Here is a 21,892-nt window from a genome sequence, read left to right as displayed (position 1 = left end):
AAGGGGAAATAATCTCTAACAAAAATTTCGTTAAATTTATGTCACATTTAGGCTGTATATGTGTTTTTTATGTTTAGATAAATTTATGTATTGTTTTGGTTTGAAGTGGCTTTGATATCTCTTATGAGGCATAAGTTTTATTGAGTTAGCAAAGTGTTGCTGGCTGTGCTTTCAGGAAGGCAAGGATACATATGTTTTTTATTTCAACACCATACTATATTTTATCTTATTTTTGTGATCTGTGTGATATTTGTGTTCAAAGTGGATAATTTACACTCTTGTTGCAGTGTAAAAAAAAGACGATCGTAAACTAAAAATGATCAGACTGGTAGCTTTTTAATAACTAGTGTTCACATATAATTAATAAATTTGGCCCAACTATGATTTAAATCAGGTTGTAGTGGAAGATGGGTACCTACCTGAATTATCAAGAGGCAAATTTTACTAAGATGTTGTTAATTTAGCTAAAGGGAAGATTTTTTATCGTTATTTTGGATTTGTAAGTTTAATAGATCGAATAAAACAAAAAACAATCCCTAATGTTTTTATTTAGATAATTTAACTTATTAATTGTAGACTATTTTTAGTTTTCTATTGCTTGAATAGTTAATGAGCGAGAATCATAATAAAAAGTATCTGTTTTGTGATGATGATCACATAGTATTTAAAATGACATATATTCTCCGTTGTATAAGTTGATGATTCAGGAGTAAAGTTAATTAGCATTAAGAATATTCTTAATCAATTGTGGCAAGTGCATTACCCAGATGACGCAATAATACTTTTACAACCCATTACCGAAATATTTTAGAAATTGGGCGATCCCAAGAGTAATACAAAGGACAGTTACTGCTCTGGCTAAAGATGTATATTTCAGTTATGTCGGAGATTATTGAATCTCATGCTACTGGTAATTTTGTCGTGAGTGATTCTTTGATCACTTAATTTGATTTTTTCATGTAATCGGACGGGATATATAGAAATGAGTACGGTTGAATTGCTCAAACATATTTATGACATAAATTTATCGTATTTGCTTTTAGCGCAACGGCTAATTAACCATGAGAAAGCATCTGCGATGTTCCGTTTAGGTATTAGTGAATCGATGGCTGATACGTTGGCCGAGCTGACATTGCCTCAGTTAGTAAAATTAGCTGAAACAAACCAACTAGTTTGCCATTTTCGGTTTGAAGATCACGAAACCGTAAAGCAGTTAACGAAGGAATCGCGGGTAGACGATCTGCAACAGATTCATACAGGTATTTTGCTGTCTACTCATCTTTTTCAGCAGTTATCTGCGAAGGATGACACTTCAATAAAGAAAAGAGCGTAAAGATGGTTGAGAAAAGTATTGTTCAGGAAGCGAAAGATATTCAGCTGGCAATGGAACTCATCACTTTAGGCGCTAGATTGCAGATGCTTGAGAGTGAAACTCAACTAAGCAGAGGTCGATTGATCAGGCTGTATAAAGAATTGCGGGGAAGTCCTCCCCCTAAAGGAATGCTACCGTTTTCGACGGATTGGTTTATGACTTGGGAACAGAATATTCATTCGTCAATGTTCTACAATGCTTACCGTTTTCTGTTGAAAAGTGGACATTGTGAAGGTGTAGAGGTTGTTGTAAGAGCCTATCGGCTGTACCTTGAGCAATGTCCTCCGGGTAGTGAAGGTGGACCTGTTTTGGCGTTGACCAGAGCTTGGACACTGGTTCGTTTTGTTGACAGTGGTATGTTACAACCGACAGAGTGTCGCTGCTGTGGTGGAACTTTCATCACGCATGCTCACCAACCAGTGAATAGCTTTGTTTGTAGTCTTTGCCAGCCGCCTTCACGAGCGGTAAAAAAACGTAAACTTTCCTCTCAACCTGCCGATATTAATTCACAACTGCTGGATGGATTTGCTCAGCAAGCGATGTGAATTAAAACTGGAAGTTAAATTCAGGTTACAGGTTTGAATATAAAACCTGTAACCTGCTACCACCCCCTTTCTTCTGCTTATTAATTCACCCTGTTCAAATCCCATCTGCTCACCAACTTAGCTAAAGGATATCGCGTGTTAGTACTTTTAGGATATATCGTGGTTTTTGGTGCGGTGATTGGTGGCTATCTGCTTGTCGGTGGCCATCTGGGCGCACTTTATCAGCCAGCTGAATTTTTGATTATTGCAGGTGCGGGAATTGGTGCTTTTATCGTAGGCAATAATGGTAAGGCGATAAAGGCAACGCTGCGTGTTTTGCCAAAAGTATTGCGCAGATCAAAATATAACAAAAAGATGTACATGGATCTCATGGCGTTGCAGTTCCGTCTGCTGTCTAAATCTCGTCAACATGGGCTTTTGGCATTGGAACGAGATATTGAAAATCCACATCAAAGCGACATTTTTACACAGTATCCTAGCTTGTTGAAAGATCAGTATTTGATGGATTTTATCACTGATTACATGCGCTTAATCATCAGCGGTAATATGAACCCTCATGAAATCGAAGCCTTGATGGATGAAGAAATCGAAACTTACGAGCAAGAGAGTGAAGTGCCAGCGACGAGTTTGTCGTTGGTGGGGGATTCATTACCTGCATTCGGGATTGTCGCTGCCGTAATGGGGGTGGTACATGCCTTAGGATCTGCGGATCGTCCTGCAGGAGAGCTGGGTGCTTTGATCGCACATGCAATGGTGGGAACATTTCTAGGGATCTTATTGGCTTATGGTTTTGTTTCTCCTCTAGCGACGTTATTACGTCAGCGCAGTAGTGAACAAGTCAAAATGATGCAATGCATTAAAGTAACGCTGCTTTCTAGTCTGCATGGTTATGCACCACAAATTGCTGTTGAGTTTGGCCGCAAAACATTATTCCTCACAGATCGTCCTTCATTTACAGAGCTTGAAGAGCATGTTCGTCGGGTTAAAGCCCCTGTACAGCAAGAAGTTGAAGAATAATTATGAAAACGAATAATGTTTCTGTCGTTAGAATAAAGAGGCGAAAAAAACATGATTCGAGGCATTTTGGAGGATCATGGAAAATCGCATATGCCGATTTCATGACTGCAATGATGGCGTTCTTTTTGGTTATGTGGCTGATATCAATCGCGAGTCCACAGGAATTGACCAGCATAGCAGAATATTTTCGTACGCCTTTGCAGGTAGCGATCAATAAAGGGCCAAAAAGCAGCGATAGTACAAATCCGATTCCTGGAGGAGGCGATGATGTTTTCCAACAGAATGGGGAAATTTCCCGTCAATCCAAAGTGGATGAAAAAAGTGAAGAAAACCGTCGCTTGAATCGTTTGCGCCAGCAACTTGATCAACTGATTCTCACTGATCCTCGTCTTAAAGAACTGCGTCCTCATTTATTGATAGACATGATGGACGAAGGGTTGCGTATTCAGATCATCGATCGAGAAAATCGTCCGATGTTCATGATTGGCAGTGCGAAGGTTGAGAGTTACATGAGCGATATCTTGCAGGCAATTGCGCCGATCTTGAATGATATTCCAAATAAAGTCAGCCTTTCTGGTCATACGGATAGTTTACAGTATGCCAACGGTCAGCGGGGTTACAGTAACTGGGAACTTTCTTCTGATCGTGCTAATGCGTCAAGGCGTGAATTGTTGATGGGCGGTTTGGATGAAGTCAAAATTTTGCGTGTTGTGGGTATGTCATCCACCGTGAGCATGCAAAAAGGCATCGATCCTAATGCGCCGGTTAACCGTCGTATCAGCATCATTGTACTGAATAAAGATGCAGAAAAGCGGATTGAGCAGGAAAACAGTGGTGGCAGTGCCATGACGGCTAACAATAGTATGGATATGAAGGAAGTCATCAGAACGGATTCGAATGAGGGAACACCTTCTCCAGCAACCCACGGAACGATCCACTGAAATAAAAAAACCGGAGCAGCCTGCTGCTGAACCATCCAATGATACTAAATAAGGTGACAGAGTAAGTAACGATGGATATTACCGAGTTTTATCAGACTTTCTTTGATGAAGCAGATGAACTATTGGCCGATATGGAGCAGCATTTATTGTTGCTGAATGCCGATGAACCTGATCATGAACAGTTAAACGCAATATTTCGCAGCGCCCACTCCATTAAGGGGGGCGCTGCGACTTTTGGTTTTACCAAACTGCAACAGACTACGCATGTTTTAGAGAATCTGCTCGACAGCGCCAGACGTGACGAGATCCGCCTGACTTTTGACATTATCAACCTGTTTTTAGAAGCGAAAGATATTATGCAGCAACAATTGGATGCTTATAAAAGTTCTCAGGAGCCGGATGAAGATACATTCAATTACATTTGTGAGACATTGCGTCAGCTTGCATTAGAGCTAGAGGAAGATAAACGGGAAGATGAATCTGCTGCTGTATTCGCTGATATTCAGACTGAATTTGAAAAGGAAGCCGTTGTAGATGTCGTTGAGGCAGAACAAGATGGTACAAAAGCTCAGCCAGAAGAAAAACAAATTTCCGTAGACAAAACTGATCATGGAAGGATCAGGGTTCATTTATCTGGATTGAAAGAACGTGAAGTTGCTTTGCTAAAGGATGAATTGGGGCATCTTGGTGATCTTTATGATGTTGAACAAACTTCAAACAGTCTTGAAGCATCAATGATTACCTCTGCAACAGAAGATGATATTACGGCTGTGCTGTGTTTTGTCATTGAGCCTGAACAGATAACGTTTTTGCCACCGAATGAATCACAATCAGAAAATACGGACACCGAAACACAGCAAGAAGATGAAGTAGAAAAAAATACGGCGAAAGAGATCAGTGCAACGGCAAATACGGTAACTGCAAATAATCCACAATTGATTGATGCTCCGAAAAAAACGGATGCGCCTATAACAGGTCGTCCAGCGCCACGTCCTGCTGCTGGGTCACCTCGTCAACGTGCTGAATCCTCCAGTATTCGTGTTGCTGTTGAAAAAGTTGATCAACTTATTAACTTGGTGGGCGAACTGGTTATTACTCAATCCATGTTGGCTCAACACTGCAATGGCCTGGAGCCGACAAAACATAGCGAACTATTGAGCTGCATGGCCCAATTGCAACGAAATTCCCGCGATTTGCAAGAATCTGTCATGTCTATCCGCATGATGCCGATGGAGTATGTCTTTAGCCGTTATCCGCGTTTAGTGCGCGATTTGGCTGGAAAACTTAATAAGAAAGTGGAATTGATGCTGATTGGTAGCTCAACAGAATTGGATAAAAGCCTGATTGAGCGAATTATCGATCCACTTACACACTTGGTGCGTAATAGTCTTGACCATGGTATCGAAAGTCCAGAAAAACGGCTCGCAGCCGGAAAAGAAGAAACAGGCAAGTTAACACTGTCTGCTGAACATCAGGGCGGAAATATCTGCATTGAAGTGATTGATGACGGTGCGGGATTAAATCGTCAGAAGATCTTAGCAAAAGCGCAGTCTCAAGGATTGAGCATCAGTGAAAACATGAGCAATGAAGAAGTGGCCATGCTGATCTTTGCTCCAGGATTTTCTACCGCAGAAGTGGTCACCGATGTTTCTGGCCGTGGTGTCGGCATGGATGTGGTTAAGCGCAATATTCAGGATATGGGCGGACAGATTCAGATCACCTTCCAAGAAGGAAAGGGGACAGTCATTCGTATTCTGTTACCACTGACATTGGCAATACTGGATGGCATGTCTGTCAGAGTTAATAATGAAGTTTTCATTTTGCCACTAGGCGCCGTAGTCAGCTCATTGCAGCCACAGGATGAAGATATTTATCCGTTGACTGGTGATGAAAAGCTATTGCAGGTACGTGGTGAATACTTACCGTTGCTTGAACTGTACCGGATATTTGATATTCCGAATGGAATAACTGATCCAACAAAAGGTATTGCCGTCATTGTGCAGAGTGCCGGACGCCGCTATGCGTTGTTGGTGGATAAACTGGTGGGGCAGCATCAAGTTGTTGTTAAAAACATTGAGAGCAATTACCGCAAAGTGCCAGGTATCTCAGCGGCCACCATCATGGGGGATGGTAGCGTTGCACTTATAGTTGATATTCCTGCCTTGCAGAAACTTAACCACGAACAGTTGGCTGAGCGCAAAGCGGGGCTGGTGAATGTCAATTAGCTATTTTTACAGTAATGTTTTTTGCAGTAACGTTTTCACAGTGACTTTTTTACAGCTACTTTTGGACAATGACTTTCACAGTAAAAGGTAACATCATGTCAGCCATAGAAGAATTCAATAAATTATCGGGGGAAACGACCGGAAAGGAATATCTGGTCTTCACCTTGGGTGACGAAGAGTATGGAATTGAAATATTGAAAGTGCAGGAAATCCGTGGGTATGATCATGTTACCCGTATTGCTAACACACCTGCCTTTATCAAGGGCATCACCAACCTGCGCGGAGTGATTGTTCCTATTATTGACTTGAGGATCAAATTCTCACAGGAAGATATCACGTATAACGACAACACGGTTGTTATTGTCCTGAATCTGCTTAACCGTATCGTCGGAATTGTCGTTGATGGCGTATCTGACGTGTTATCCCTGAAAGACGATCAAATCTGCCCTGCACCAGAATTTGCGGTCACCTTATCAACAGAATACCTGACAGGGCTGGGTTCTATTGATGAACGTATGTTGATTCTGGTCGATATCGAAAAACTTCTTAACAGCGAAGAAATGGCGCTGGTAGATTCAGTCACCAAAGACTGATATTTCGGGGCTGTTGCGATCAAACAACAGCCTTAATTGTTCTAGATCAAAAAAACACCGTAAAAAATCAATTTTTAGAATTACGCGTAAAGTTCCTTTTGTGGATGCCGATAACACTGGCATAGCAATTTATTACAAAAGGGAAGTCATGTTTAACCGAATGAAAATAGTGACGGGACTTATCTCAGTCATCATATTATTTGGTGCTCTGCAATTTATCTCCGGGGGACTGTTCTTTAATGGTTTAAAGAACGATACTGAAGCCTTTGATTTATTAGATAAAATGCGGCAGCAGCAAAAACTATTGGATGAAAGCTGGATTAACCTGCTGCAAGCCCGTAATAATCTGAACCGCGTTGGCATCATCTATATGATGAAAGAACGCGATCTTGACGGTACTTACCACATTGATGATGTTATGGCTGAATCCAAAGTCAGTCTGGCTCGTGCGGAACGCCGTTTTGAGCAATTTGATCAACTCCCTAAACTGCCTATACATGATCCAGAGCGTCTCCAACGTTTAAAACAAACTCATCATGACTATCTCAATGCGCTCAAAGAGTTGGATGGTTTTTTGGCAAAAAAAGATTATAAAGGGTTTTTTGGCCAGAAAACCACCGATTATCAGAACGCTTTTAATGTGGAATACGACTTTTATCTGAACCAGAATCAAAAACTGTATGATGAAGTGTCGCACGAAGCTGATGCCGCTTATCGCAATATCATCATTGGCTTGATTTCTGTGCTTATATTGTTGGTTGCGGTTATGGCGGTAAGCTGGATTGGTTTGCGTAAGGCATTGATCAATCCATTGAACAAGCTGCTGGAAAATATCAAAGCCTTCTCGAAAGGTGACTTGACCCAAACCATCAGTGTGTCCGGTACCAATGAAATGGGCATGTTGGCGGTTGGCCTGAGACACATGCAGGATGAATTGATCCATACTGTCAGAAGTGTTCATCAAAGTACCGAAACCATCTATACCGGCACCAGTGAAATTGCTGCGGGTAACAACGATCTCTCTTCTCGTACAGAACAGCAGGTGGCTTCGCTGGAAGAAACTGCTGCTAGCATGGAACAGTTGACGGCAACGGTAAAACAGAATGCTGACAATGCCCGCCAAGCGAGCAATCTGGCTGATAACGCCTCTGATATCGCCCGTCAGGGAGGTAAAGTGGTGGCGAGTGTGGTGCAAACCATGCATGACATTGCAGACAGTTCCCGCAAAATTTCTGATATTACTGGCGTGATTGATGCTATTGCATTCCAGACTAATATTCTTGCGCTTAACGCTGCGGTAGAAGCTGCCCGTGCAGGTGAGCATGGCCGCGGTTTTGCGGTGGTTGCTGGTGAAGTACGCAATCTGGCACAACGCAGTGCGGAAGCAGCCAAAGAAATCAAATCACTGATTGAAGACTCTGTAAGCCGTACTGACACCGGTTCCATACAAGTAGAAAGCGCGGGAGAAACGATGAACAAAATTGTCGACTCTGTTACCCGCGTGACTGACATTATGGGGGAAATAGCATCGGCTTCTGATGAACAAAGTAGGGGAATTACTCAAGTTGGTGTCGCTATTTCTGAAATGGATAGGGTTACCCAACAGAACGCATCACTGGTTGAACAGTCTGCGGCCGCCGCAGCGGCATTAGAAGAGCAGGCCATGATATTGACTAAAGCCGTCGCGTTATTCCAGTTACCGGAGCAGGCCGAAAGGAAGCAGCCTGAGAAAAGAAAACATGAAGTTTTATCGACGATAAAGTCGCCGACTCCTCCAGCTAATAAAACGAATCCTCCCGTGCTGAAGAAAGGCAGCAATGTGGAAGACCCCTCTAATTGGGAAACATTCTAAAAATAATAGCGATAACCACGGCTGCATAATGCAGCCGTTAAACGAGGTGATTACATGTTAGGCAGGCTTCGCATATCAACCAGTTTGTATCTATTGCTCATGATGTTTTGTGTTATGCAAATTATTTCGAGTGGTTTGTCTTTAGGAATAATTCATACAGACCAGTCATATATCGAAAGAATTGATTTGGGAACTAAACGAAGAGATACCCTTGGATTGAGCTGGGCAGCAATGCTGCAAACGCGTAACACTCTCAACAAAATCGCGATTGCTCAAAAAGTGGGACAATCGCAGGATCAAATAGACGGCATGGAAGCGTTGCTCAAAAGCTCATTGAATGAAGCGGAAAGGAATTTCGCTCAGTTCAGTGCCTTACCTCAAATAGAAAAGAATGACAAAAGCACCACTTTATTGGCTGCGGTTGAACATTCTTACCAAGAATATATTAATGCACTAAAAGAGCTGAGAACTTATCTCGATGAAGGGAATTTTCAAGCTTTTCTTGATCAACCCACAGAGGATTATCAGCGCCAGCTAGAGGTCGCATACAACAACTACATGCAGTATCTCGGTCATAACATCAGTACAGCGGTTTCCGATGGTGCATTTTACTATAAAGTCTCCATCGCCATGTTTTTCGGTTCTATCCTGATGGTATTTGTTGTTTCAGCCTCAGCACATTGGTGGATGCGGCGTAATCTGCTCCGACCGTTTGACAACATGCGAGCCTGTTTCCAGGATGTAGCAGAAGGCCGTCTGAATAAAGAAATTGCCGTTACGACCTATGATGAAATTGGCGATATCTTCAGAAAACTACGTGACATGCAGAAATCTCTGATCAAATCGATTGCTTCTGTGCGAGACAACACCAATCAGATGTATGCTGGCATTCAGGAGATTACACAGGGAAATACCGACCTGTCATCACGCACTGAAGAACAGGCAGCATCGCTGGAAGAAACTGCTGCTAGCATGGAAGAGTTGACTGTTACTGTCAAACAGAACGCTGAAAATGCACGTCAGGCCAGTGAACTGGCAGTATCTGCTTCCCTGACTGCATCGAAAGGCGGTGAATTGACCATCAGCGTGGTGGCCACTATGGATGAAATTGCCTACAGTTCGAAGAAAATCAGTGCGATTATCAGTGTCATTGATGGCATTGCCTTCCAAACCAATATCCTGGCATTGAATGCAGCTGTTGAAGCTGCACGTGCTGGCGAACAGGGAAGAGGGTTCTCTGTAGTCGCTGGTGAAGTCCGCGATCTGGCACAACGCAGTGCCGAGGCCGCTAAAGAGATCAAAAAACTAATCGACGAATCCGTCCATCGCGTAAACCAAGGCTCAGAACTGGTGAATCATGCGGGACAAACGATGGATGAGCTTGTGAGATCAGTTAACCAAGTCACTGAGTTGATGGCTGAAATTGCCTCAGCTTCCGATGAGCAAAGCCGAGGTATTCATCAAGTTGCTCAGGCAGTGAGTCAGATGGATCAAGTCACACAGCAAAATGCGGCATTAGTTGAACAATCTGCGGCTGCTGCATCAGCACTTGAAGATAAGGCAGACATATTAGTGAAAACAGTTGCTCAATTTGAACTGCCGATAGATTCAGAACATGAATACGATCATCAGAAGTTTTCTGCATTAAACAAGACCGATGAGTATGTTGTAAGCCAAGTACGCTGAGGTCAGATGAAATACAATTTAATAGCTTCAGATTCTGATGCTACTGCACCGCTGAACTTTATGTTTCAGCGGCATGCTTTGTCGGATGCGCAATTCGATCGCATCTGCCAGTTTATCTATCAACGGGCTGGCATTGTACTGGCAAAAAATAAACGTGAGATGGTGTATAACCGCTTAATTAGGCGGCTTCGTGTATTGGAGCTTAATGATTTTGGCCAATATTTGTCGATTTTGGAACAAGATCACCACAGCTATGAATGGGAACTGTTTATCAATGCATTGACCACCAATCTTACTGCGTTTTTCAGGGAGGCCCATCATTTTCCTATTTTGGCGGCACATGCCAGCAGGAAAAATGGAGGGACATACCGCGTTTGGAGCGCCGCTGCTTCAACGGGGGAGGAGCCATATTCTATTGCAATGACCTTGTATGATTCACTGGGGCATCGGTCAAATCGAATAAAAATCATTGGCAGCGATATAGATACCAGTGTGCTGGAAAAAGCCCGGCAAGGTGTTTATCGACAGGAAGAATTACGATATCTGAGTGAGAGCCAGAAGAAGAAATATTTCTTCAAAGGGGTAGGTTTCTTTGAAGGATATGCTCGGGTTCGACCTTTGCTTTCCGAACTGGTGTCTTTTCAACACCTGAATTTATTGGATTCTGAGTGGGCGCTGGAAGGTAAGTTTGATGCGATATTCTGCCGTAACGTAATGATTTATTTTGATAAAAAAACGCAGGAAAGGATTTTGCGCCGTTTTGTCAATTTCTTAAAACCGGATGGTTTGCTCTTTGCTGGGCATTCCGAAAACGTCACTCAAATCAGCCGAGAGTTCTACTTGCAAGGACAGACCGTTTACGGTGTAGGTCAGGCAAGGAGGGGTCATGAATAAAATAACTGTTCTTTGTGTGGATGATTCGGCGCTGATGCGCCAAATTATGCGGGAAATTATCAATAGCCACCCTGATATGGAAGTGGTGGATTGTGCTCCTGATCCGTTTGTTGCCCGCGATTTAATTAAAAAACACAACCCGCAGGTATTAACATTAGATGTTGAGATGCCACGCATGGATGGCATTGATTTTCTTGAGAAACTAATGCGATTACGTCCTATGCCGGTTGTCATGGTATCTTCCCTGACAGCGAAAGGTTCGGAAATTACATTGAAGGCACTAGAGCTGGGAGCGGTAGATTTTGTGACCAAACCGCAACTGGGGGTCCGCGAAGGCATGTTGGCCTATAGTGAATTGATTGCCGAGAAAATCCGAGCTGCGGCTCAGGCAAAAGTCAGTACCATCGCGTCAGCATCAGTGATCTCAGAGCCACTGAATTTCAAGCCACTACTATCCAGTGAAAAATTGATTGCTGTCGGGGCATCAACGGGAGGCACAGAAGCGATTAAAAATCTGCTGCAACTCCTGCCAATCACCAGTCCTGCCTTGTTAATCACACAACATATGCCGCCAGGCTTTACCCGTTCATTTGCGGAAAGACTCAATAAACTGAGTCAGATCACAGTCAAAGAAGCAGAGGATGGAGAGCGTGTCTTACCGGGACATGCTTACATTGCGCCAGGGGATTACCATATGGAACTTTGCCGCAGTGGTGCAAATTACCAGATTATGACAACCAGCGCCCCAGCGGTAAATCGCCATCGCCCGTCCGTTGATGTCTTATTTCGTTCTGTCGCCAAATATGCGGGACGCAATGCGGTAGGCGTCATTTTGACGGGAATGGGAAGTGATGGTGCCGCTGGTTTACTGGAAATGAAACAGGCTGGTGCCTATACACTGGCACAAAATGAGGCGAGTTGTGTGGTATTTGGCATGCCGAGGGCAGCGATTCAATTAGGGGCGGTTGATGACATTATGGATATACAAAAAATCAGTAAAGCGATACTGACTAAAATCAGTGCAGGGCAATCAATTCGTATTTAGTAATTATAAGTGAAATTCCAAGGAGTTTTTATGGCAAGTAAGGATCTGAGATTTCTGGTAGTCGATGACTTTTCAACTATGCGTCGAATTGTGCGTAATCTACTGAAAGAATTGGGGTTCAACAATGTAGATGAAGCACAGGATGGGGCAGAAGCGTTGACCAAGCTTCGTACTGCTGAATTTGATTTCGTTATTTCTGACTGGAACATGCCAAACATTGATGGTCTTGAATTGCTGAAGATGATTCGCAGTGAAGAAAAATTGGCGGCCTTACCTGTCTTGATGGTGACGGCAGAAGCCAAAAAAGAAAACATTATTGCAGCAGCACAAGCCGGAGCCAGCGGTTATGTTGTGAAACCGTTTACTGCGGCAATTTTGGAAGAGAAACTCAATAAAATTTTTGAAAAATTGGGGCTCTAAGGAGACAAAATGAGTGAAAATCCAGTCATGCCGAGAGATGAGGCGGTTACTACCAGTGAAATAATCAGTCGTATCGGGCAGCTAACAAGAATGCTGCGCGATAGTTTGCGTGAACTGGGATTAGATCAAACCATTGCTCAGGCGGCTGAGGCGATCCCTGATGCGAGGGAGCGATTGAATTACGTTGTCCAAATGACGGCACAAGCGGCTGAAAGGGTACTGAACTGCGTTGAAGTAGCGCAGCCCCGTCAAAACGAATTGGAGGAGTCTGCAAAATCCTTGACTCAACGTTGGGATGAATGGTTTGCAAACCCCAAAAATCTGGAACTGACTGATGCCCGCTCATTGGTGACGGACACGAGAAACTACCTTAATCTTGTGCCTGACTATGTCTCATTTACCAATGCCCAATTACTTGAAATCATGATGGCGCAAGACTTTCAGGATCTCACAGGGCAGGTCATTAAGCGGATGATGGAAGTCATACAGGAACTGGAAAAACAGCTGGTCATGGTCTTAATGGAAAACATGCCTTCTGATCAGATGGCCAAAACGAAAAAAGAGAACGATAGTCTTCTTAATGGCCCTCAAGTCAACCAGAATGGTTCTGGTGTCATTGCCAACCAAGCACAGGTTGATGATTTATTGGATAGTTTAGGTTTTTGATAACGAGAGATTTAATAAATAGTACCTTTATCTTTTAAGCGCGTTTGGGTTAGTCTGGTGGCTGCCCAAATGTTCGCTCAGAGGAAAACGAAGTGAAGTCGATTGATAAAATTATTCAGTTAAAAAACGCATTTGTTTCTTATCGGGCAGAATTTGCTGAAGACCCACAGTGTAATAAGTATCCCGTGGTTTTTTTGCATGGCACAAATAGCAGCGGCAGCAGTAGTTTTGGAAAAATTACAAGAACATTCAGTGCTGATCGAACCGTCATCATTCCTGATTATGCAGGATGCGGAAATTCTGGATTACCGCTAGAAACATTAACGATTGAACACCTTGCGGAGCAAATCGCTGCCGTGATAGAAAACAGTAGCTGTATTCCTGTTGATTTAGTGGGCGTTTCTTTGGGAGCCGTGGTTGCTGCGGTTGTTGCGGCAAAATACCCGAATCTAATCAATAAATTGGTACTGACTGCACCGTGGGCAACAAGTGATGATCCTCGTCATCAGTTAATGTTCAGTACTTGGTTACATTTGGAGCGTAATGATAAAACATCAGCAATGGCTTTTGGCTTATCACATGCACTAAGTCCAGAATTTATTTCATCGCTGGGGCATGAAACTATACAGCGTATTTGTGCTCAACCAGCAGAAAAAGAGATAGAGAAACGCCTCGTTTTGGGGTTAAACATCAATATAACTGATTATCTTACTCAAATAGATCAAGACACACTGGTTATTGGGTTAAGCAACGATACGTTAATTCCACCTTATTTGGTGCGAGAAGTTTGTAAAAGTATTAAAAACAGGACCTACAAAGAGATTAATAGCGGTCATGCAGTACAAATCGAAAAACCAGCAGAATGGGCTGATTTGGTAAAAGATTTTTTACAAAATCGAGCACCCCACCGGTAAATATTTATAAATTGTTGACAACGACACATTGTAAATAATCGATAACTGTTTTCGGGTATGTCCCTTATTCAGCAACCTAGCAGCTTGCTGCCGATCTTCTTCGGCAAATATCACTGGCCGTCCTCCAATTCGTCCTTGCTTTCTTGCTGCGGCCAGACCTGCATTCGTTCTTTCCACAATCAGTTCGCGCTCCATTTCTGCCAATGCACTCATTACATGGAAGAAAAACCGCCCCATTGCTGTGCTGGTATCAATACTGTCGGTCACACTTTGAAAATGAATTCCACGCTCATGCAGTTCTGAAATCAGGGTTACCAAATTCTTTACACTGCGTCCCAGTCGATCTAATTTCCAAACGACCAGCGTATCGCCCGATTTAAGATGTTTTAAAGCTCGTTTTAGCCCCGGGCGGTTGGCTGTTTTACCACTGATTTTATCTTCAAAAATTAATTTACAGTTGATATTGATTAACGCATTTCTTTGTAAATCACTATTTTGGTCATTTGTTGACACTCTGATGTAACCAATTCTTGTCACTGATAATCCCTTAGTTACTGTTGAAACTCTTTTTAAGAAATAGGCTGTTAGTCATGTTTAGCCGCAGGTGATTATTTAATAAATTGATTTTAAATATGAATTGTTTTTCATTTGGTATGTAATAATCATAAATATTCATCTTATATCGTTTTTTTAGTTTAAAATCTCTTAAAAATCACATAAAAACAGATTATTTCCTTTTAATTGTCTTAAAAATGAAATTATATGCCAATTTTGATATCAATGGAACAGCAATGGAGATAACGCTAGGTATATCTAATAACGAAATATTAAAACAATTAGGCAGGACCAGCAGAAAGATTTATTGAAGGTGTTCGGTGGCCTCAAGGGGTATTTGGGGTTAGGATAAATATGTTCAAAAAGAAATAATCAATAAGGTTGTGTAATTAAAAAAGTCGGTATATTGTGATGGATGTAACAGCAATGTTACATAACTTATTGTGTTCTTAAACCTCGCCTCAGCGGGATATTTTCTTGCAAAATCAAAGAGGAAACCATGAAAAAAACACTGAGTGCCATCATTATTGGTACCCTTTCTTTTGGTGCCTTAGCACAGCAAGGCGGCTTCATTTCTCCGAATAACACAGACTACACTCAGGGGGGATTTAAAGGCCCAACGTCCGATCTGATCAGCGTTAGTCAGGCAAAATCCCTTCGTGATGACGCATGGATTATTCTGGAAGGCAACATTGTTAAACAGGCCGGTCACGAACTCTATGAGTTCAGGGATAGTAGCGGTATTGTTTACGTTGACATTGATGACAAGCGTTGGTTGGGCCAGACGGTCACTCCGACCGATAAAGTTCGTATCGAAGGCGAAGTGGATAAAGATTGGAACAGTGTCAAGATTGATGTCAAAACTATTCGCGTTGTGAAAACTACCCATGTTGTGAAATAACACCAGCGCTGTGAATATAGCTTCGCAATCGCTGGGACTTTTTTGTCTCTACCAGTAGTCAATCCAACTTACCGGAAATACCGGATAGTTCAGTTGTTTGGGTAAATCGAATAGCTCATTCAATACCCTATTCTCAATAAAGGGTATTCTCAGAATCAGCCTCATTAATCGTTTGGGGCTTTTTTATTTATCATTTTGAATCTGGGCCGTACTCAAAATCCTCACGTACTACGTGTGTGCTCAGGTTTCTGCGCGCAGACTGTGCTCAAACTGACTGCAACAATATATACCTATTGGAATAGGCACTTCATTTGTTTAATAGTGTGATAAAAAATTCGCCTATACCCAATGGACTTCAAGATACAGCCAACAAAGCGGCAACTTGAAAGACGGTGGTATAAACAGGTTTGTATCTGAATAAATGATGAATTAAGAAGCGTTATCTGTGTGATTGATAAGATGTTATCAGAACAAGTGACTCAACTCACAGTATCAATTTTTTCTTACCAATGTAACTCAATTAATCCTCGCTTATTTTTCCAAAATGCTCTTTATTTAATTGAAATGAATTTGTTGCTAATTTGTTATATTGAATTCCGAGGGTGTCTATGGAACTGATTACACAATGGTTAGGTGCAATAAACGGGGTAGTATGGGGAGTACCCATGCTAATTGGGTTTCTGGGTATCGGTATCTTCATGCAGATCCGCCTAGCCTTTTTGCCGATCCGTAAATTGGGCATGGGATTCAAATTACTCTTCCAAAAGAATGAAAAACGGGGCGAAGGCCAAATTTCACCTTTCAATGCGTTAATGACTGCATTGTCTGCAACAATAGGGACAGGAAATATTGCGGGTGTCGCGACAGCTATCGTTATGGGTGGGCCGGGAGCATTGTTCTGGATGTGGATGACTGCATTAGTGGGCATGGCTACAAAATATTCAGAAGCGGTGCTGGCGGTACGTTTTCGTGAAACCGATAAAAACGGTAATTACGTTGGCGGCCCAATGTACTACATCAAAAATGGCTTGGGGAAAAAATGGGTTTGGCTGGGAACACTATTCGCCTTCTTTGGTAGCATAGCGGGCTTTGGTATAGGAAATACCGTTCAAGCTAACTCTGTTGCTGACGTACTGCAAAGTAACTTTGGCATTGAAAAAACCATAACTGCCGGAATTTTGGTGGTTCTGGTTGGTGCGGTGCTGATTGGTGGCATTAAACGTATTTCTGATGTCGCAGGTAAATTAGTGCCGGTTATGACGGTAGGTTACTTTGGTGCTGGTATTGTTGTTATTGCTCTCAACATTACTGCCGTTCCAGATGCGTTTGTTTTAATCATTAAATCAGCTTTTACGCCTGTTGCGGCACAAGGTGGATTTGCAGGGGCGGCTGTTTGGGCTGCGATTCGTTTTGGTATTGCCCGTGGCGTATTTTCTAACGAAGCAGGTATGGGAAGCGCACCTATTGCCCACGCAGCAGCAAAAACACAAAACCCAATTCGTCAGGGATTGATTGCGATGCTAGGAACCTTTATTGACACGATTATTGTTTGTTCCGTAACGGGCTTAACCATAGTGATTACTGGTGGCTGGCTGACAGGCGAAACGGGGGCAACAATGACTGCGACTGCTTTCTCATCCGTGCTCCCGGGAGGGAACTATATTGTTGCCATCGCCTTGGCTATTTTTGCTTTCACCACCATTTTGGGGTGGAGCTTCTACGGTGAAAAATGTATTCAATACTTATTGGGGCCAAAAGCTGTTGTTCCGTTCCGTATTGCCTGGATTATCGCATTACCGATTGGCGCTACTCAGTCATTGGCTTTTGTTTGGTTGCTGGCGGATACCCTTAATGCAATGATGGCGATCCCCAATCTGATAGCGATTGCATTGCTCAGCCCGGTCGTCTATCGGCTGACTAAAGACCATATTCGTGATGTTAATGCGGATAGTATTGATATAAAGTCCCCGGTTAAAACAGATTAGTATCAGATTTAATTAGGTTTATTAAAAAATAAAGAGAGCTAATTTTAGCTCTCTTTATTTTAATTTTTTTATGGTTTTTGCTTGGATAGTGAATTAGAGTGAATTTTTCTATTAGGTTTATTCTCTTGGTTTAAATGGATAAATATCTAAAATTAGCTCACATATTCAATATGTTTTTTTGTGTAAAATCTTTATTTTTTACTAGGGTGTTTAGATGGAGACTGTGAACGTTCAATATCGGTTTTTGCAATCAAATAAAGTATGTCAAAAAGCATGGAATGGGTAACCGGATTAATTGTCTGAATTGTAAGACACTCGATTATTCAAAATCAGTTGAAATGCATAACAAAATCATCGGTACTTTCATAGAACGAGAATATTTTATCTAAAGCACATCAACGTATTGAATACGTGACTACAGCTTCATTGATTTTAACAAAGATAACAATATAGAACTTATTCCCGAGAAGACAGAAATCTCCATTTCTCTTAAAGCATGTTATATCTAACCCGCAAACAAAATTACTCCGGCAAAGCTAATGGTAAAATGACTATACTATCAGCTATAAATAACTCTATCCCATCCATCACCTATGCTGGAGTTTTGGTCTCCCGCCTCCGGCGTTTTTCAAAGCAGTCGCTTTTTCAAAATAACCGCCTTTTCAAAACACTCTCCTTCTAAAAAAATTACCATAATGCCCCAAATATCCCCGCAAAGTTTGCAGTGTTCCCGCCATTGAATCTCTGGGCTTTTGTCATGCTTAGCACAATTTTATTTGCCCTTTGCCAAAGGCAAATTTTCTGCATGTAATCACGAACGCTTACCAAGGAAAGCTGTGGCTGAAGATAGCGATCTCGAAAAAACCGAAGAACCCACGCCTCATAAACGGGAAAAAGCTCGCAAAGAAGGGCAAATTGCGCGTTCCAAGGAACTTACCTCCATCCTGATGTTAGCAGGAGGCGTAAGTCTGCTCTGGATGAGTGGGCAGTCGATCACGCATGAACTTTCATTGATGGTATTCGAAGGATTTAATTTTGACCATAACATGGTTAGCAATGATAAACAGATGGTGCAGCAAGTTGGCCGGTTGCTGAAACAGGCGGTCTGGGCATTGCTGCCGGTGTTTGTCGGTTTGGTATTAGTCGCTCTCAGCGCACCAACTTTGATGGGGGGACTGATATTCAGCTCAAAATCCATCAAATTTGATTTGACCAAACTAAACCCTATTTCTGGTCTGAAGAAAATCTTCTCCATGAATGCGTTGGCGGAACTGTTCAAAGCCATATTGAAAGCGTCGCTGGTGGGAGGCGGTTCTGCTCTGTTTATCTGGCTTAATTGGCCTACCATGTTGAACCTGACAGCTCAGCCACCGTTAATGGCATTAAGCGATGCCATGCTGATGTTGATATTTGCCAGTTACATCGTCTTATTTATGTTGATACCGATGGTATCGTTTGATGTGCTTTATCAAATCCGCAGCCATCTGAAAAAATTGAGAATGACCCGTCAGGAGATCAAGGATGAATTTAAGGAACAAGAAGGGGATCCACATGTAAAGGCGCGGATACGTCAGCAACAGCGTGCGGCTGCGCGTAAACGCATGATGGCGGATGTTCCCAAGGCTGATGTCATTGTCACCAACCCAACCCATTATGCTGTTGCTTTGCAATATGACAGTAAAAAAATGAGCGCACCCAAAGTATTGGCAAAAGGGGCGGGGCTTATTGCCTTGCGTATCAAAGAAATTGGTGCGGAAAATCGCATCCCGTTATTGGAAGCTCCTCCTTTGGCGAGAGCGCTGTTTCGTCATGCCGAAGTAGGGGGCTTTATTCCTGCAGCGCTCTATGCAGCCGTTGCAGAAGTGCTTGCCTGGGTTTACCAATTGAAACGTTGGAAACAGGAAGGTGGCCTAAAACCGAAAACACCTGAAAATCTGCCAGTGCCGCCAGCACTGGATTTTGCTGGAGAAAATAATCGTCATGGCTAATCTGGCCTCATTACTACGTTTAACGGGGAATATAAAAGGCTCCCAGTGGCAAATGCTTGCGGGGCCTGTTTTGATCCTCATGATCTTGTCGATGATGGTACTACCGTTGCCACCATTCCTGCTCGATCTGCTATTCACTTTTAACATCGCACTTTCCATTATGGTCTTGCTGGTGGCCATGTTCACCCGTCGGACACTGGATTTTGCCGCGTTCCCGACCATTTTGCTGTTCTCAACCTTACTGCGTTTGTCACTGAACGTTGCTTCCACGAGAATAATTCTGATGGAAGGGCATACGGGTTCTGCGGCCGCGGGGCAGGTTGTGGAAGCCTTTGGTCACTTTCTTGTCGGCGGTAATTTTGCCATCGGTATTGTAGTTTTCGTTATCCTGATCCTGATTAACTTTATGGTCATTACCAAAGGTGCGGGGCGTATCGCAGAAGTGGGCGCACGATTTGTACTTGATGGGATGCCCGGCAAACAGATGGCGATTGATGCTGACTTAAACGCAGGATTGATTGGTGAAGATGAAGCCAAAAAGCGTCGTGCAGAAGTCACGCAGGAAGCGGATTTTTACGGTTCAATGGATGGTGCTAGTAAATTCGTGCGTGGGGATGCCATCGCCGGATTGATGATACTGGTGATCAACATCATCGGTGGTTTGATTGTTGGCGTCGCCCAACATGGCTTGGCGCTGGGTGATGCCGCGGAAGCTTATACCTTGTTGACTATCGGTGACGGATTAGTTGCTCAGTTACCTGCATTGATCATCTCGACAGCGGCAGGTGTTATCGTAACCCGAGTGGCGACTGATGAAGATGTCGGTCAGCAAATGGTAACCCAGCTTTTCAATAATCCTAAAGTAATGATGTTAAGTGCCGGAGTTCTGGGTTTACTTGGTCTGGTGCCGGGAATGCCTAACTTCGTCTTTTTGTTGTTTACGGCGGCGTTGGCAGGTGCGGGCTATTTCCTGTTGCGTAAAGATAGAAACCCGCTGACAGCGAAACATGAAGAGATGAAAGCGGTGGAAGAACAGCAACAAACCGCAGAGGCTTCATGGTCTGATGTCCAGTTGGAAGATCCGCTGGGAATGGAAGTGGGTTATCGCTTAATCCCGATGGTCGATTTTCGTCAAAACGGAGAATTACTCGGGCGTATCAGTGGGATCCGCAAAAAATTCGCGCAAGAAGTGGGTTATTTACCACCCGTGGTACATATTCGTGACAACCTTGAATTGGCACCTGCCAGTTACCGAATCATGATGAAAGGGGTAGAGATTGGTCGTGGTGAAGCGCATCCGGGACGTTGGCTGGCAATTAATCCGGGTGGTGCCGTGGGTGAACTGCAAGGTGACTTGACGAAAGATCCTGCTTTTGGTTTGGCTGCTGTCTGGATTGATGACAGCTTAAGGGAACAGGCTCAGGTACAGGGTTATACTGTCGTGGCAGCAAGTACCGTTGTTGCAACTCACCTGAACCACTTATTATCGCAACATTCCAGTGAGCTGTTTGGCAGACAGGAAGCACAACAATTGTTTGAGCGCGTCAGTCAGGAAATGCCGAAACTGACGGAAGATTTCATTCCTGATGTTATCAGCCTGACAACACTGCATAAAGTTCTGCAAAACCTGCTGGCAGAGCAAGTACCGATTCGTGATATGCGCACCATTATTGAAACATTGGCAGAGCATGCTCCGGTACAGAAAGACCCTTATGAATTAACAGCAATGATCCGAATTGCGCTTGGTAGGGCGATTGCTCAGCAATGGTTCCCGGGAGCGGATGAGATCAACGTCATCGGTTTGGATGCGGGGCTGGAAAGATTGCTGCTTCAAGCACTGCAAAATGGCGGTGGACTGGAGCCGGGTCTGGCGGAAAGCCTTGAACGCCAGGCAGCAGAAGCGCTGGAGCGTCAGGAAATGTTGGGTGCACCTCCAGTATTATTGGTTAATCATGCACTGCGTTCACTGTTATCTCGCTTCTTGCGTCGCGTACTGCCTCGCTTGGTTGTACTTTCTAACCTTGAAATCACCGATAATCGTCAGATCAGAATGACGGCGACTATTGGTGGTGCAAGGTAAGCTTTCACTTCCATTACAACCAACCTTATTATTTTGATAAGGTTGGTCAATCATTCTTCTATATTCCCTTTATATTTTAAATTATTTTTACCAGCAATCTGAAGAATAAAACGAACAATATTTATTCTATTATTAGTGCAATATTTGATATACCATATATTAGCTGTATCAGAATTTTCTATTTTTTCAAAAATATCTATTACATTATAACAA

17 protein-coding genes and 2 pseudogenes are annotated in these 21,892 nt (G+C 43.0%); 18 read left to right on the top strand and 1 reads right to left on the bottom strand.

Annotation, left to right across the window (positions count from 1 at the left end):
* Nucleotides 1–982 precede the first annotated feature (982 nt).
* From flhD to Xhom_RS13315, 13 genes are all read left to right on the top strand, one after another.
* Nucleotides 983–1,333, top strand: coding sequence for a flagellar transcriptional regulator FlhD (gene flhD, locus Xhom_RS13375; protein WP_069315239.1), 351 nt, complete (start codon nucleotides 983–985; stop codon nucleotides 1,331–1,333).
* 2 nt (nucleotides 1,334–1,335) lie between these two features.
* The gene (gene flhC / locus Xhom_RS13370; RefSeq protein WP_069315240.1) at nucleotides 1,336–1,917 is read left to right on the top strand and encodes a flagellar transcriptional regulator FlhC; all 582 of its coding nucleotides are present in this window, start codon (nucleotides 1,336–1,338) and stop codon (nucleotides 1,915–1,917) included.
* 135 nt (nucleotides 1,918–2,052) lie between these two features.
* Nucleotides 2,053–2,934 (top strand): flagellar motor stator protein MotA, encoded by an 882-nt coding sequence (gene motA / locus Xhom_RS13365; protein WP_069315241.1) that lies wholly within the window; start codon nucleotides 2,053–2,055, stop codon nucleotides 2,932–2,934.
* Nucleotides 2,935–2,936: 2 nt separating this feature from the next.
* Complete coding sequence (gene motB, locus Xhom_RS13360) at nucleotides 2,937–3,875, top strand: flagellar motor protein MotB (protein ID WP_099139766.1); 939 nt, start codon at nucleotides 2,937–2,939, stop codon at nucleotides 3,873–3,875.
* A 71-nt stretch (nucleotides 3,876–3,946) separates the two neighbouring features.
* Nucleotides 3,947–6,100 carry a chemotaxis protein CheA gene (gene cheA, locus Xhom_RS13355; protein ID WP_069315242.1) on the top strand — a complete coding sequence of 718 codons (2,154 nt, stop codon included), beginning with the start codon at nucleotides 3,947–3,949 and terminating at the stop codon, nucleotides 6,098–6,100.
* Nucleotides 6,101–6,195: 95 nt separating this feature from the next.
* Entirely contained in the window at nucleotides 6,196–6,693 is a 498-nt protein-coding gene (cheW, locus tag Xhom_RS13350; protein WP_069315243.1) for a chemotaxis protein CheW, read from the top strand.
* 148 nt (nucleotides 6,694–6,841) lie between these two features.
* Entirely contained in the window at nucleotides 6,842–8,545 is a 1,704-nt protein-coding gene (locus tag Xhom_RS13345) for a methyl-accepting chemotaxis protein (RefSeq protein ID WP_069315244.1), read from the top strand.
* Between the two features lie 54 nt (nucleotides 8,546–8,599).
* Nucleotides 8,600–10,231 (top strand): methyl-accepting chemotaxis protein, encoded by a 1,632-nt coding sequence (locus Xhom_RS13340; RefSeq protein WP_069315245.1) that lies wholly within the window; start codon nucleotides 8,600–8,602, stop codon nucleotides 10,229–10,231.
* Nucleotides 10,232–10,237: 6 nt separating this feature from the next.
* Nucleotides 10,238–11,125, top strand: a complete 888-nt coding sequence (gene cheR / locus Xhom_RS13335) for a protein-glutamate O-methyltransferase CheR (protein WP_069315246.1) — start codon at nucleotides 10,238–10,240, stop codon at nucleotides 11,123–11,125.
* A complete protein-coding gene (locus tag Xhom_RS13330; protein ID WP_069315247.1) occupies nucleotides 11,118–12,170 on the top strand; it encodes a protein-glutamate methylesterase/protein-glutamine glutaminase in 1,053 nt (350 codons plus the stop codon). Before cheR ends, Xhom_RS13330 begins: the two co-directional genes overlap by 8 nt.
* A 30-nt stretch (nucleotides 12,171–12,200) precedes the next feature.
* Nucleotides 12,201–12,590, top strand: a complete 390-nt coding sequence (gene cheY, locus Xhom_RS13325) for a chemotaxis response regulator CheY (RefSeq protein WP_069315248.1) — start codon at nucleotides 12,201–12,203, stop codon at nucleotides 12,588–12,590.
* Nucleotides 12,591–12,599: 9 nt separating this feature from the next.
* Entirely contained in the window at nucleotides 12,600–13,256 is a 657-nt protein-coding gene (gene cheZ / locus Xhom_RS13320; RefSeq protein WP_069315249.1) for a protein phosphatase CheZ, read from the top strand.
* Between the two features lie 92 nt (nucleotides 13,257–13,348).
* Nucleotides 13,349–14,170: an alpha/beta fold hydrolase gene (locus Xhom_RS13315; RefSeq protein WP_232326227.1), complete on the top strand. Its 822-nt coding sequence runs from the start codon at nucleotides 13,349–13,351 to the stop codon at nucleotides 14,168–14,170.
* Here the strand turns inward: Xhom_RS13315 and Xhom_RS13310 are convergent.
* Complete coding sequence (locus Xhom_RS13310; protein ID WP_069315250.1) at nucleotides 14,144–14,707, bottom strand: recombinase family protein; 564 nt, start codon at nucleotides 14,705–14,707, stop codon at nucleotides 14,144–14,146. The genes Xhom_RS13315 and Xhom_RS13310 overlap by 27 nt on opposite strands.
* A 517-nt stretch (nucleotides 14,708–15,224) precedes the next feature.
* Between Xhom_RS13310 and Xhom_RS13305 the strand changes: the two genes are divergently transcribed.
* The 5 genes and pseudogenes from Xhom_RS13305 to flhA all read left to right on the top strand — a co-directional run.
* Entirely contained in the window at nucleotides 15,225–15,626 is a 402-nt protein-coding gene (locus Xhom_RS13305; protein WP_069315251.1) for a YgiW/YdeI family stress tolerance OB fold protein, read from the top strand.
* Nucleotides 15,627–16,234: 608 nt separating this feature from the next.
* Nucleotides 16,235–17,611, top strand: a complete 1,377-nt coding sequence (locus tag Xhom_RS13300; RefSeq protein ID WP_069315252.1) for an alanine/glycine:cation symporter family protein — start codon at nucleotides 16,235–16,237, stop codon at nucleotides 17,609–17,611.
* A 284-nt stretch (nucleotides 17,612–17,895) separates the two neighbouring features.
* Nucleotides 17,896–18,000, top strand: a pseudogene (locus Xhom_RS13295) (IS1 family transposase); the annotation flags it as partial.
* A 447-nt stretch (nucleotides 18,001–18,447) separates the two neighbouring features.
* Nucleotides 18,448–19,599, top strand: a complete 1,152-nt coding sequence (flhB, locus tag Xhom_RS13290; RefSeq protein ID WP_069315253.1) for a flagellar biosynthesis protein FlhB — start codon at nucleotides 18,448–18,450, stop codon at nucleotides 19,597–19,599.
* A pseudogene (flhA, locus tag Xhom_RS13285) lies at nucleotides 19,544–21,679 on the top strand (flagellar biosynthesis protein FlhA); the annotation flags it as partial. The gene flhB and the pseudogene flhA, both read left to right, overlap by 56 nt.
* Nucleotides 21,680–21,892 lie beyond the last annotated feature (213 nt).

This window comes from Xenorhabdus hominickii (assembly GCF_002632725.1).
GTDB classification, from domain to species: domain Bacteria; phylum Pseudomonadota; class Gammaproteobacteria; order Enterobacterales; family Enterobacteriaceae; genus Xenorhabdus; species Xenorhabdus hominickii.
This window is presented reverse-complemented; position numbering and strand designations above follow the sequence as displayed.

Coding starts and splice junctions, on each gene's coding strand:
- flhD (WP_069315239.1), top strand. CDS start 983: ATGAGTACGGTTGAATTGCTCAAACATATTTATGACATAAATTTATCG.
- flhC (WP_069315240.1), top strand. CDS start 1,336: ATGGTTGAGAAAAGTATTGTTCAGGAAGCGAAAGATATTCAGCTGGCA.
- motB (WP_099139766.1), top strand. CDS start 2,937: ATGAAAACGAATAATGTTTCTGTCGTTAGAATAAAGAGGCGAAAAAAA.
- cheA (WP_069315242.1), top strand. CDS start 3,947: ATGGATATTACCGAGTTTTATCAGACTTTCTTTGATGAAGCAGATGAA.
- cheW (WP_069315243.1), top strand. CDS start 6,196: ATGTCAGCCATAGAAGAATTCAATAAATTATCGGGGGAAACGACCGGA.
- Xhom_RS13345 (WP_069315244.1), top strand. CDS start 6,842: ATGTTTAACCGAATGAAAATAGTGACGGGACTTATCTCAGTCATCATA.
- Xhom_RS13340 (WP_069315245.1), top strand. CDS start 8,600: ATGTTAGGCAGGCTTCGCATATCAACCAGTTTGTATCTATTGCTCATG.
- cheR (WP_069315246.1), top strand. CDS start 10,238: ATGAAATACAATTTAATAGCTTCAGATTCTGATGCTACTGCACCGCTG.
- Xhom_RS13330 (WP_069315247.1), top strand. CDS start 11,118: ATGAATAAAATAACTGTTCTTTGTGTGGATGATTCGGCGCTGATGCGC.
- cheY (WP_069315248.1), top strand. CDS start 12,201: ATGGCAAGTAAGGATCTGAGATTTCTGGTAGTCGATGACTTTTCAACT.
- cheZ (WP_069315249.1), top strand. CDS start 12,600: ATGAGTGAAAATCCAGTCATGCCGAGAGATGAGGCGGTTACTACCAGT.
- Xhom_RS13305 (WP_069315251.1), top strand. CDS start 15,225: ATGAAAAAAACACTGAGTGCCATCATTATTGGTACCCTTTCTTTTGGT.
- Xhom_RS13300 (WP_069315252.1), top strand. CDS start 16,235: ATGGAACTGATTACACAATGGTTAGGTGCAATAAACGGGGTAGTATGG.